This window comes from Aeromonas sp. FDAARGOS 1408, from assembly GCF_019048665.1.
Classification (GTDB): domain Bacteria; phylum Pseudomonadota; class Gammaproteobacteria; order Enterobacterales; family Aeromonadaceae; genus Aeromonas; species Aeromonas dhakensis.
The window spans coordinates 3,590,599-3,602,753 of the sequence record NZ_CP077394.1; the positions used below are offsets into that span (position 1 = coordinate 3,590,599).

A 12,155-nucleotide genomic window follows, 5' to 3' on the forward strand; every position below is an offset into this window, starting at 1 on the left:
CGATCGCTAAACTCTACCACCTAAGTGATAGGATGAACGCCAGATAGAACCCTACCAACCTCTGAACCCAGGAGAATACAATGACAATCGTGGCAGAACCCACCCTGGCCCAACAATTAGGACTGGACCAGTACGGTATCAAGAACTCCACTGAAATCCTGCGCAACCCTTCCTACGACCAGCTGTTCGCGGAAGAGACTCGTGCCGACCTGGAAGGGTTCGAGCGCGGCGTGGTGACCGAATTGGGGGCCGTCAATGTCAATACCGGCATCTTCACCGGCCGCTCCCCGAAAGATAAATATATCGTCAAAGACGCCACTACCCAGAATACTGTGTGGTGGTCTGACCAGGGTAAAAACGATAACAAAGCCATCAGCCCGGAAGTGTGGTCACATCTGAAATCCCTGGTGACCAAGCAGCTCTCCGGCAAGCGCCTGTTCGTGGTGGACGGCTTCTGCGGTGCCAACCCGGACACCCGCCTGGCCGTGCGCATCATCACCGAGGTAGCCTGGCAGGCTCACTTCGTGAAAAACATGTTCATTCGCCCGAGCGATGAAGAGCTGAAAACCTTCAAACCGGACTTCGTGGTGATGAACGGTGCCAAGTGCACCAACCCGAACTGGAAGGAGCAGGGTCTCAACTCCGAGAACTTCGTCGCCTTCAACCTGACCGAGAAGATCCAGCTCATCGGCGGCACCTGGTACGGTGGCGAGATGAAGAAGGGGATGTTCTCCATGATGAACTACTTCCTGCCCCTGCGCGGCATCGCCTCCATGCACTGCTCCGCCAACGTGGGCCAGGACGGCGACGTGGCCATCTTCTTCGGCCTCTCCGGCACCGGCAAGACCACCCTCTCCACCGATCCCAAGCGTCAGTTGATCGGCGATGACGAGCACGGCTGGGACGACGACGGCGTGTTCAACTTCGAAGGGGGCTGCTACGCCAAGACCATCAAGCTCTCCAAGGAAGCCGAGCCGGACATCTACAACGCCATCCGTCGCGATGCGCTGCTGGAAAACGTGACCGTGGCGGCCGACGGCACCATCGACTTCGACGATGGCTCCAAGACCGAGAACACCCGGGTCTCCTACCCCATCTATCACATCGAGAACATCGTCAAGCCGGTCTCCAAGGCGGGTCACGCCACCAAGGTGATCTTCCTGACCGCCGACGCCTTCGGCGTGCTGCCCCCTGTCTCCAAGCTGACCAAGGAGCAGACCAAGTACCACTTCCTGTCTGGCTTCACCGCCAAGCTGGCCGGTACCGAGCGCGGCATCACAGAGCCGACCCCGACCTTCTCCTCCTGCTTCGGCGCGGCCTTCCTCTCCCTGCACCCGACCAAGTACGGTCAGGAGCTGGTGAAGCGGATGGAAGCGGCCGGTGCAGAGGCCTACCTGGTCAACACCGGCTGGAACGGCACCGGCAAGCGCATCTCCATCAAGGATACCCGCGCCATCATCGACGCCATCCTGGATGGATCCATCGAGAAGGCCGAGACCAAGGTGCTGCCGATCTTCAATCTGGAAGTGCCGACCGCCCTGCACGACGTGAATCCGGCGATCCTCGACCCGCGCGACACTTACGCCAACAAGGCCGAGTGGGATGCCAAGGCGCAGGATCTGGCCCAGCGTTTCATCAAGAACTTCGAGCGCTTCACCGACAACGACGAAGGCAAGCGTCTGGTCGCGGCGGGTCCGCAGCTGTAACAGCGACCCCGTTCACAACCAATCTCATACCGGTCAGCCCAGCTGACCGGTATTTTTTTGAGCAGAGCGCGGCGTTTGACTCCCGCCAAACCTTGCCTTGTGGGCCCTTGCGCGTTAGATTCAGCCCAACTTTATACAATATACAATTTTGTAACGATTCCCCTGTGACCCGATCATGACCCCACCCTACAAGACCCGTACCCAAATGGTGATGGAAAACCTCCGTGGCCGGATCCTGCGCGGTGAGTTTCCCGCCGGCGCCCCCCTGCGCCAGGACGCCATCGCCAAGGAGCTGGCGGTGAGCCGCATTCCGGTGCGGGAGGCCCTGATGCAGCTGGAGGCCCAGGGGTTGGTGAAGTTCGAGGCCCACCGCGGCGCCGTGGTCACCATGCTGGACGCCGCGGCCATCGAGGAGCTCTTTTATTTGCGAGCCCTGCTGGAAGCCGATACCCTGTTCCACGCCGTCGACCTGATGACGGAGGAGACCTTCGCCAAGGCGCAGGCGATCCTCGCCCAGTTCGACCAGGCCCTCGAGTCGGGCACCCAGATCGAACACTGGGCCGAACTGAACCACAGTTTTCACGCCACCCTCTATCAGGCCGCCGGCCGCCCCCAGGCACTGGAGCTGATCGCCCAGATCAATCTGAGCTGTGACCGCTATGTGCGCTTCGAGCTGCTGTTCGCCAGCGATGGCGTCGACAAGGCGGAGCGGGAGCACGCCCAGCTGCTGGAGCTGTGCCGCGCCCGCCGCAAGCACGAGGCGGTGGTACTGCTCAAGCAACATATCGAGGCGGCTGGCCAATCCATCAAGCGGATCCTGGACAGCGGCCACAACCACTGAACACTCACATCACTACAATCTGGCATTAACGACATGAATCATTTCGAGATTATTGAAACCCGCGTCGCCCAGGTCAGGGCCGAACTGGCCATGATGGAGCTGGACGCCTTCATCGTCCCCCATGACGACGAGCACCTGGGGGAGTACATTCCCGCCTACGCCGAGCGACTGGACTGGATCACGGGTTTCAACGGCTCCGCCGGCCTCGCCATCATACTGGCGCAGCGGGCGGCCCTGTTCATCGACGGTCGTTACACGGTGCAGGCCCGCATGCAGGCACCGGCCGAGCTCTTCGAGTTTCTCCATCTGAACGAAGATCCCCACGTGCAGTGGCTGGCCGAGCAGCTGCCTGCCGGTTCACGGGTCGGCTTCGATGCCCGCCTGCACAGCCTGGCCTGGTATCGACACGCCAAAGAGATCCTGACCGAGCGCGGCATCGAGCTGGTGCGTGTTGATCAGAACCCCATCGATCTGCACTGGAGCGATCGCCCCGCTCCCACCAAGAATCCGGCCATCCTCTACAGCGAGGCGCTGGCGGGCCAGTCCAGCCAGGCCAAGCGCGAGCTGCTGGCCAGCGATCTGCGCAAGCGCGGGCTGGATGCGGTGCTGCTGACTCAGGCCGAGCCCATCAACTGGCTGCTCAACCTGCGTGGTCGCGACGTGGAGCGGCTGCCGGTGGTGTTGGGCTTTGCGGTGCTCTACGCCAACGCCACCATGGATTTCTTCGTCGACACCGACAAGATCGACTGCTTCGCCTTCAGCCAGCACGTGGGGCAAGATGTCTCCGTCTACCCCATCGACAAGCTGGGTGACGTGCTCAAACGCATCGGCGAGGATCAGCAGAAGGTGCTGGCCGATCCCAACACCGCCAACGCCTGGACCCAGCTGGTCATGGAAGAGGCGGGCGCCATCCTGGTAGCCGGTCAGGATCCGACCATGCTGCCGAAGGCGTGCAAGAACGAAGTGGAGCTGGCCGGCATGCGCGCCGCCCATCTGCGCGACGGTGTCGCCGTCACCCGCTTCCTGGCCTGGCTGGATCGGCTGATCGCCAGCGGCGAATTCGACGGCGTGGATGAAGGCACCCTGGCCGACCAGCTGGAAGCCTTCCGCCGCGAGCAGGATCACTATGTGGAGCCGAGCTTCGACACCATCTCGGCGCTCGGCCCCAACGCCGCCATGTGCCACTACCGCCACACCAACGGCACCCCGCGTACCTTCGGCCAGGACAGCATCTATCTGGTGGACTCCGGCGCCCAGTATCTGGACGGCACCACCGACATCACGCGCACCATCAAGGTGGGTGAGCTGACCGACGAGCACAAGGCGATGTTCACCCGGGTGTTGCAGGGTCACATCGCGCTGGATCAGGCCCGCTTCCCGCGCGGCACCGCCGGCATCCAGCTCGACGTTCTGGCCCGCATGCCGCTGTGGCAGGCCGGTTACAACTACGACCACGGCACCGGCCACGGCGTCGGCCATTTCCTGAGCGTGCACGAAGGCCCGCAGCGCATCGCCCCCAAGGGCAGCCTGGTGGCCCTGCAGCCGGGCATGGTGCTCTCCAACGAACCTGGCTACTACCGGGAAGATGCCTTCGGCATCCGCTGCGAGAACCTGGTGGTGGTTACCGAACAGGAGCAGATCGGCGAGCTGCCGATGCTGGGCTTCGAGCGGCTGACCTATGTACCGTTCGATACCCGCCTCATCGATCGCAGCCTGCTGAGCCCGGCCGAGTTCCGCTGGATCAACGAGTACCACGCCGAGGTCTACCGCCGCCTGAGCCCGCTGCTTGAGGGCGAGGATCTCGCCTGGCTGGAGCAGGCAACCAGCCTCATCTAAGCGCAGACAATCGAAGTTGTCTGATGAAACAGGGCCCACGGGCCCTGTTTTTTTGCCCGCCGGTTTGACCTGTATCAAGACCCCGTCGCCCCAGGTCCGGACAATGCCTTGCATGACGACCCATCACACCCACCCCGCACGCCCGGCCCGTGCCGACAAGGCGCCCGTGCATCCCAGGCTCAAGCGTGAGCAGCAGACGGTCAGCGCCATGATCCGCCTCTACTGCGACCACCATCATCAGGATCCCGCCTGCCGGCACTGCCAGCAGTTGCAGGAGTTCGCCCACCAGCGGCTGCGCCGCTGCCGCTATGGTCACGGCCACAAGCCCACCTGTGCCAACTGCCACATCCACTGCTATGCCCCGGCCATGCGCAAGCAGATCCAGCTGGTGATGAAGTGGAGCGGCCCGCGCATGCTGTGGCATCACCCCTGGCTGGCCCTGCGCCACCTGCTGGACAGCCGCCGCAAGGCCCCCAGACGCCCCCACAGCCGCCCGCTTCCCCCCTGATCACTCATGCTGGATTCAGGAATCAGCCGGTAAACTCCACCCCGTCCAGACCGCCTCTTGCGGTCTGCATCTGACAGTGGAGAAGTGGAGATAAGATGGGCTGGTTTACCCGTTTTCGTGAGCGTCGGGCCCTGCGTCGCTATCTGGCGATGTCGGCTATCCTGGCCAAAGAGTATGGTGCCCGCGAGCAATACAGTGCGGGGCAGTTGCTGACCCAGGCCAGGATCCATAAACTGCCGCCCCGCTGGCTCCATTACTACTTCGCGCTCTACCGCCACGAGAGCGCGCCCGAGCTTGCCAGTGGCTGGCAACTCGACGATCAGCGCCTGCTCGCACTGCGCCAGTCGCTCGCCGAGAGCCTGTTTCACCACGATATCGCCTATACCGCTCTGGATGTCCGCGAGCTGGCGCGCCCTGCCCAATGGCGAGGCGGCAGCGACCGCAAGGTACAGACCCAGGGCATCACCTTTCGCCAATATTGACCGAAGGAGTCTTGATGCACCACACCCCGCCCCTGCTGCGCACCGCCACTCACACCGACATGCACGCCATCTGGCAGATCGACGTCAATGTGTTCGGGGAGGATGTCTATCCCGGCTTCTTCTTCCGCCAGGCCATGGATCTGTGGCCCGAACTGCTGCTGGTGGCCGAACTGGACGGCAGGCTGCTGGGCTATGCCCTGGGTGGGCTGGGACAGGATCGGTCGCAGGGCTGGCTGCTGTCGCTGGCGGTGCTGCCGGAGGCGCGCGGCTTCGGTCTGGCCGAACGCATGATGCTGCAGGTGGAGCAGTCACTGGAAAAGCTGGGGATCGAGCGGGTCAGACTGACGGTGGATCCGGCCAATCCGGCCCAGCGCCTCTACTTTCGACTCGGTTATCAGCAACTGGCCGAGGAGCGCGACTATTTCGGCCAGGGCGAGGATCGCCTGCTGCTGGAGAAACGGCTCGGCTGAGCCGGCGGTGACGGGGTTTGCCGGGCCCGGGCCTTATAATTGGTTACACTTTGCTGGTTTCATGCTCAATCCGGTTGGCGTAGAGTTGAATCACTGACCGAACAAACCAGATTAGATGCCAGCCCAGGAGGCCCATCATGTTGAAACGCATTACCCTCATCGCCCTGTTGGCCACCACCACCGCCACCACCCTCAGCGGCTGTGCCAACAGCGACGTCTACTCCGGCGACGTCTACACCAAGGATCGCGCCAAGCAGGTACAGACCGTCAGCTACGGCACCATCCTCTCCACCCGCCCGGTCAAGATCCAGGCCGATGAGAACTCGCTGATCGGCACCATAGGCGGCGCCGTGGTCGGCGGCCTGCTCGGCAGCACCATCGGCGGCGGGCGCGGCAGCGACATCGCTGCGGCCGGTGGCGCCATCGCGGGTGCAGCGGCGGGCAAGGCAGCCGGTGACAAGCTCAACCAGGTGGATGGCGTCGAGCTCGAGATCAAGAAAGAGAACGGCGAATCCATCGTGGTGGTGCAAAAGGCCAGCCCCACCTTCGTACCGGGCGCCCGGGTACGCATGACCCAGGGCAACGGCACCATCAACGTGGCCGTGGTCAACTAAGCCCTCGGAACCCTCCGCCCATGAAAAAGCCCTCGCAATGCGAGGGCTTTTTTTATTGCCATGTCGGCCGGGAATTACTGACGGATCAGCCGGAAGATAGCGTAGCCAGGGTGCTGGGCGTCATCCATCGGCAGGGTGGACTTGTACTCCAGATCCGCACCGGCCAGCTGTTTGGCCTCCTCGCGGGGCGAGGAGTAGAGCCGCACGTCCACGTTGGCCGGCAGAGCCTTCATGTGCCAGTTGTTGTTGGCCGCCGGGCTGAAGCCGGCCGGGTTGTCGGCAGACTGGGCCTTCAGGTACTGGGCGATGATCTCGCGCGTCTCGAAGGGATCTTCATGGACGATGTTGCTGCCGTCGATGCCCGGGAAGTGGCCGCCGCCGCTGGCGCGGTAGTTGTTGGTCACCACGTAGAACTTCTGGGCCGGATCGATGGGCTGGCCGTTGAAGGTGAGGCTGCTGATGCGCTGGCCGTCGCTGACCTTGGCCCCTTCCTTGTTGTAACGGGCCGGCTGGGTGATATCCACCTCGTAGTTGACCCCGTCGATCACGTCGAAGTTGTAGGTGGGGAACTTCTCGTTCACCAGCCACTGCACCTCGGTCTTGCCGGTGTCGATCTGGTTGAACTGGCCGGCACTCATCTCCAGCCACTCCTTGACGGTGGCCCCGTTCACCTCGACCACCTGCAGGGTGTTCGGATAGATGTAGAGGTCGGAGACGTTGCGCAGGGAGATGTCGCCCTGGGCCACGTAGGTGAAGTCGTTGATGCCGTTGCGACCGCCACGGAACGGCGCCGCCACCGACAGGATGGGGTAGGACTCCTTGAGCAGACCATCTTTTTGCAGCTGCTCGGCGTAGCGGCGCTGGGCATCGCTCACCAGCTGTACCGAGGGATCATCCTGCACCAGGGCGAAGAAGCTGTGGATGGAGGAGGTGATCTTGCCGAGCGGCTCGTCCAGCCACTGGTTGGTGGCGTCGTGGTCGGCCTGTACCAGGTCCACCACCCGCTGATCCACCGCACTACCCTCGCTGGAGTCGATCTTGCGCAGGCTGGCCTGGCTCTGTTTCACCTGCCACTTGCCGTCCACCTGCTCCAGCTTGAGGTCGATGATGCCGAGGTGGTTGCCCCAGTAACCCGGCATCACGGTCGGAATGCCGCTCAGGGTGCCGGCCTTATTGTCCACCTCCGGCAGATCCGGGAAATCACCCGGGAAGTTCTTGTGGGCGTGGCCCAGCATCAGGGCATCCACCCCCTTCACCTTGGCCAGGTGCCAGGCGGAGTTCTCCATCATGGCCTCGTAGCTGCTGGCGTTGATGCCGGTGTGGGCAACAACGACGACCACGTCGGCGCCCTTGGCGCGCAGCTCGGGCACATAGTGGTTGGCGGTCTCGACCATGTCGGCCACCACCACCTTGCCTTCCAGATGACGCTTGTCCCACTGCAGCACCTGCGGCGGGGTCAGCCCCAGGATGCCGACCTTGACGGTCTGCAGCTGACCCTTGTCATCCTTCACCTTGCGCTCCAGCAGCAGGTAGGGGGTGAACTTGTTGCCACTCCAGTCAATCTGCCCCTTGGCATCGCGCTTGAAGGCGCCCGCCTCGAACACGTTGGCGTTCACATAGGGGAACTTGGCTCCCTGCAGGGTCTTGGTGAGGTAATCCAGCCCGTAGTTGAACTCGTGGTTGCCCAGGTTGCCGGCGTCGTAGCCGAGCTCGTTCATCGCCTTGAACACCGGGTGGGCCTGCTTGTCGAGGTAGCCGGCACCGGACTGCTCGAAGATGTAGTCAGCCAGCGGCGTGCCCTGGATCAGGTCGCCGTTGTCGAGCAGCAGGTTGTTGGGGTTTTCGGCACGGGCCGCGCGGATCAGCAACGCGGTGCGGGAGAGGCCGAACTTACGATCCTCCTTGTTCTGGTAGTAGTCATACCCCAGCACGTTGGAGTGGATATCGGAGGTCTGGATCAGACGCAGGGCAACCTCGCCCGGTTGCGCCTTGCTGTCGTTTTCATTGCTACAGGCAGACAACAGCACGATGGCTGCAATAGCACCCAGCTTCATGGATTTATTCACTGTCTTGTCCCTTTTATTAGAGTGTCGCTTTACCAGCGACGGGAATTTAACAGACGAATATGTCAGCGGATGAAGCCGGGGTGAATTTTTATGAGGTGCGGCACAAAAATAGCCTTATGACGCCAGCAAAGCCCCGCTCGCCAGCTGCAACGCCAACCCCAGCATGATGAAACCAACAATAGTATCAATAGCTTGCTGTACCCTGCCGCGCGCGAGCCAGGGCGAGAGGGCGGCCGCCCCGAACGCCAGGCTGTAGAACCAGACCAGCGAGGCCAGCATGGCCCCCGCCGCGAAGGCGGGCCGCAACTCTTCGGCAAACTGGCTGCCGAAGGAGCCGAGCAGCATCAGGGTGTCCAGGTAGACGTGGGGGTTGAGCAGGGTCACCCCGAGGGTCATGGCCAGCACGCTCTTGACTCCCATCAGCTGGGGCGAGTCAGCAAGTGCTGCCCCCTGCCCGCGCCAGGCACTGCGCAGGGAACGGATACCGAACCAGCCGAGAAACAGCACGCCGCCCCAAGTCAGCAGGGCCAGGCCGATCGGGCTGGCCGCCAGCAGGTTGGCGCCGCCGAACACCCCGATGCCGATCAGCACGAGATCGCACAGGCAACAGAGGGTCGCCGTCAGCAGATGGTGGTTGCGGTGGATGCCCCGGCTCAGCACGAAGGCATTCTGGGCACCGATGGGGATGATCATGGCAAGGCCGAGGGTGAAGCCTTGCAGGGTGGTTGCAAACATGGATGAACCGTCCAGCAGAGTGATTGGACGGCACTATAAGGGGCGGCCAGACGTTTAGAGAAATTCATTAATCTGCTGAGCAATTTGTTTTGCTAATGACAGAGGGCTCGACCCAACCCCTTCGAGGTAGAAGGGGCTAGACCCGTTCATGGCTGTCAATTGCAGGATCTGACAATTGTTAGCCAGTCACTCTGCCCCGAGAATCATCGGGTTTTATTGCATCAGCTTGGGGAAGTTGGTGACCATGACCTGCTCGAGATTGGGCAGCAAGATGCCACTGCTCACCCCCTTGGCGATGGCCTGGTAGCGATTCATCGACCCCGTTTTACGGGTGACCTGATTGAGGTGGTAGTTCACGGTTCGCTCCGTGATCCCCAGGATGCAGGCGATTTCACTCGACGTTTTCCCTTCACTGGCCCAGAACAGGCATTCGGTCTCCCGGTCAGTCAGGGCCTCCTGAGGGTCATCGTCCCGCAGACTGACCCGCACAATCCGGATCGCCGCCTCGAAGATGTAGTTGGACATCCAGGAGAGGACGGGCGAGGACTCCAGCAGCAGATCGCTCGATGCCCGCTCGGCGGTGATGAACGACAGTATGCCGTTTTCCCCCGCCGCCCCGTGCAACGGAAACGAGATGCCGTTGCGCAGCCCGAACTCCGCCGCCAACCCCATCACGTCCAGACTGCCCTCTTGCAGAAAACGTGCTCGCTCATCCAGCCGGTTCCAGTAAATGGGCAAGGTCTGCTTGCGGGCCAATTGAATGATGGGATCACAGGCCAGCATATGGTTTGCCGTATAGGCCTGCACCCAGGAGTCGGGGCACTGATTGAACAGCACCACCTTGGGTCTTTGCATCGACATGGGGATGATCAGCGCAAACCGGTAGTAGTCGTAACCCATACCGAGCGTGAACCGACCGATCAACTCGGCCAGACGATCCCCGTCCGTTACCGAAGTGAAATGTTCGAGGTACTCAAGCAGTTGGTCTTGTTTCATAGGCTAGCCCCCCTGGCCAGGGCCTCGATTATAGCGCCGAACACTGAAATGGAGACATCTGAATGCTTGTTTTCAAAGGAAAATTAAAAGAACACCCCAGATGGGAGGTAGAAAACGAGCTTTATCGCTTTCGCAATCGCGTCTTCTCCGATCGCCTCGGCTGGGATGTGGAATCTCACCGTGGTCTGGAGCAGGACAGTTTCGATACCCCTGACACCCATTGGGTTCTGATTGAAGACGACTCAGGCCTGTGCGGCTGCATCCGTCTGCTCAGTTGTGCCCAGGATTACATGCTGCCCAGCATCTTCCCCACCGCCCTCGCCGGCGAAGCCCCGCCGCGCAGCAACGACGTGTGGGAACTGACCCGCCTCGCCATCGATGCCGAACGGGCACCGCGCCTGGGCAACGGGGTCAGCGAGCTGACCTGCGTCATCTTCCGCGAGGTCTATGCCTTCGCCAGGGCGAAGGGGATCCGTGAGCTGGTCGCCGTGGTCAGCCTGCCGGTGGAACGCATCTTCCGCCGCCTCGGCCTGCCCATCGAGCGGCTCGGTCACCGCCAGGCGGTGGATCTGGGCGCCGTGCGCGGGGTGGGGATCCGCTTCCATCTGGACGAGCGTTTCGCCCGTGCCGTCGGTCAGCCCCTGCAGGGGGCCTATGACGAAGCCCGCGAGCTGGTCACCGAATAAGGGTGACGCAAAAAAATCCCGGGGTAAGACCCGGGATTAAAAGTTCTCGCTATAGCCCGTTTCCACCCCATGCAAAAACGGACGCAAAAGAGTATCTCCTGAATACCTTTTGACCACCACTGTCACATCTCACAGTGACAAACCCGCTTTGACCCCACAACCCTTGTCTCGCCTGCGCTGCCGACATTTTCAGCGCTCTCAGGTTGTTCTCTCGCCACCACTTGAGTAGCATCCCTTCTCAATCTCCCTGCTGATAAGGAATGCTGATGAAGGCGTTGGACTACAAGCTGCTGCTGGCGCTGGATGCGGTGATGCAGGAGCAGAACTTCGAGCGCGCCGCCCAGCGCCTGCACATCACCCAGTCCGCCATCTCCCAGCGCATCAAGCAGCTGGAGCAGCAGTTTGCCGAGCCGCTGATCATTCGCGGCCAGCCGCTGCAGGCCACCGCGCTCGGTCAGAAGCTGCTGGCCCACTACCGCCAGGTACGCCAGCTGGAACTGGAGCTGGCCGGCGAGCTCTCTCCCGCCGAGCCCCAGGCGCCGATCCGGGTCAGCATTGCCGTCAATGCCGACAGTCTGGCCACCTGGTTTCTGCCCGCCCTGGCGCCGCTGCTGGAACAGCACCCCATCGAGCTCAACCTGCTGGTGGATGACGAGAGCCGCACCCTGGATCGGGTGCGCGAGGGGCAGGCGTTCGGTGCCGTCAGCCTGCACGGCCAGCCACTGGCGGGCTGCTGCGTCGACGAGCTCGGCGAGATGCGCTACCTGCTCACCGCCAGCCCCGCCTTCGTCGAGCGCCACTTCCCGCAGGGGCTGACCCTGGCGGCGCTGGCCAAGGCGCCGGCGGTGGCCTTCGATCAGCGCGACGACATGCATGTCAGCTACATGGCCCGCCACTTCGGGCTGGAGCCCGGCGGCTACCCCTGCCACACGGTCCGCTCCTCCGAGGCCTTCGTCGCCATGGCCGAGCAGGGGCTGGCCTGCTGCCTCATCCCGGAACTGCAGATCCGTCGCCAGCTGGCGGAGGGGTCATTGCTCGATCTCAACCCGGAACAGCACCTGATAGAGCGACTCTACTGGCACCGCTGGGTGCTGGAGCGCGGGCTGCACAAACAGATATCCCAGCGCCTGATCGAGCAGGGTCGCCGAGCGCTGCAACGCCCCTGACAGGGCCATTCACCTTGGCTTTGGAGGGGTAAAAACGTATAGTGCTGGG

At 62.4% G+C, this 12,155-nt stretch carries 12 protein-coding genes; 9 read left to right on the plus strand and 3 right to left on the minus strand.

From position 1 onward, the window contains the following. The first annotated feature begins 80 nt into the window (after positions 1–80). The 7 genes from pckA to I6L38_RS16525 all read left to right on the plus strand — a co-directional run bounded on the left by pckA (position 81) and on the right by I6L38_RS16525 (position 6,457). The gene (gene pckA, locus I6L38_RS16495) at positions 81–1,706 is read left to right on the plus strand and encodes a phosphoenolpyruvate carboxykinase (ATP) (RefSeq protein ID WP_017765220.1); all 1,626 of its coding nucleotides are present in this window, start codon (positions 81–83) and stop codon (positions 1,704–1,706) included. Between the two features lie 175 nt (positions 1,707–1,881). Continuing rightward, a complete protein-coding gene (locus I6L38_RS16500) occupies positions 1,882–2,547 on the plus strand; it encodes a GntR family transcriptional regulator (RefSeq protein ID WP_017783592.1) in 666 nt (221 codons plus the stop codon). A 33-nt stretch (positions 2,548–2,580) separates the two neighbouring features. Continuing rightward, positions 2,581–4,383, plus strand: coding sequence for an aminopeptidase P family protein (locus tag I6L38_RS16505; protein ID WP_043169382.1), 1,803 nt, complete (start codon positions 2,581–2,583; stop codon positions 4,381–4,383). Positions 4,384–4,495: 112 nt separating this feature from the next. After that, positions 4,496–4,891, plus strand: a complete 396-nt coding sequence (locus tag I6L38_RS16510; protein ID WP_052248731.1) for a nitrous oxide-stimulated promoter family protein — start codon at positions 4,496–4,498, stop codon at positions 4,889–4,891. A 95-nt stretch (positions 4,892–4,986) separates the two neighbouring features. Beyond that, a complete protein-coding gene (locus I6L38_RS16515) occupies positions 4,987–5,373 on the plus strand; it encodes a DUF6559 family protein (RefSeq protein WP_052248732.1) in 387 nt (128 codons plus the stop codon). A 14-nt stretch (positions 5,374–5,387) separates the two neighbouring features. Next, positions 5,388–5,843 carry an N-acetyltransferase gene (locus tag I6L38_RS16520; protein ID WP_043169395.1) on the plus strand — a complete coding sequence of 152 codons (456 nt, stop codon included), beginning with the start codon at positions 5,388–5,390 and terminating at the stop codon, positions 5,841–5,843. A 137-nt stretch (positions 5,844–5,980) separates the two neighbouring features. After that, positions 5,981–6,457, plus strand: coding sequence for a glycine zipper 2TM domain-containing protein (locus tag I6L38_RS16525; protein ID WP_005308463.1), 477 nt, complete (start codon positions 5,981–5,983; stop codon positions 6,455–6,457). Positions 6,458–6,531: 74 nt separating this feature from the next. Here the strand turns inward: I6L38_RS16525 and I6L38_RS16530 are convergent, their stop codons facing one another. From I6L38_RS16530 to I6L38_RS16540, 3 genes are all read right to left on the minus strand, one after another. Then, entirely contained in the window at positions 6,532–8,511 is a 1,980-nt protein-coding gene (locus tag I6L38_RS16530) for a bifunctional 2',3'-cyclic-nucleotide 2'-phosphodiesterase/3'-nucleotidase (RefSeq protein ID WP_043169397.1), read from the minus strand. A 126-nt stretch (positions 8,512–8,637) separates the two neighbouring features. Then, entirely contained in the window at positions 8,638–9,258 is a 621-nt protein-coding gene (gene lysE, locus I6L38_RS16535; protein WP_005308459.1) for an L-lysine exporter, read from the minus strand. Positions 9,259–9,471: 213 nt separating this feature from the next. Continuing rightward, entirely contained in the window at positions 9,472–10,254 is a 783-nt protein-coding gene (locus I6L38_RS16540; RefSeq protein ID WP_043169399.1) for a LuxR family transcriptional regulator, read from the minus strand. A gap of 62 nt (positions 10,255–10,316) precedes the next feature. Here I6L38_RS16540 and I6L38_RS16545 point away from each other — a divergent pair, with 62 nt between their 5' ends. Both I6L38_RS16545 and I6L38_RS16550 read left to right on the plus strand, forming a co-directional pair. Beyond that, positions 10,317–10,940 carry an acyl-homoserine-lactone synthase gene (locus I6L38_RS16545; RefSeq protein WP_005308454.1) on the plus strand — a complete coding sequence of 208 codons (624 nt, stop codon included), beginning with the start codon at positions 10,317–10,319 and terminating at the stop codon, positions 10,938–10,940. A 266-nt stretch (positions 10,941–11,206) separates the two neighbouring features. Then, positions 11,207–12,106 carry a LysR family transcriptional regulator ArgP gene (locus I6L38_RS16550; RefSeq protein WP_017765214.1) on the plus strand — a complete coding sequence of 300 codons (900 nt, stop codon included), beginning with the start codon at positions 11,207–11,209 and terminating at the stop codon, positions 12,104–12,106. The last annotated feature ends 49 nt before the right edge of the window (positions 12,107–12,155 follow it).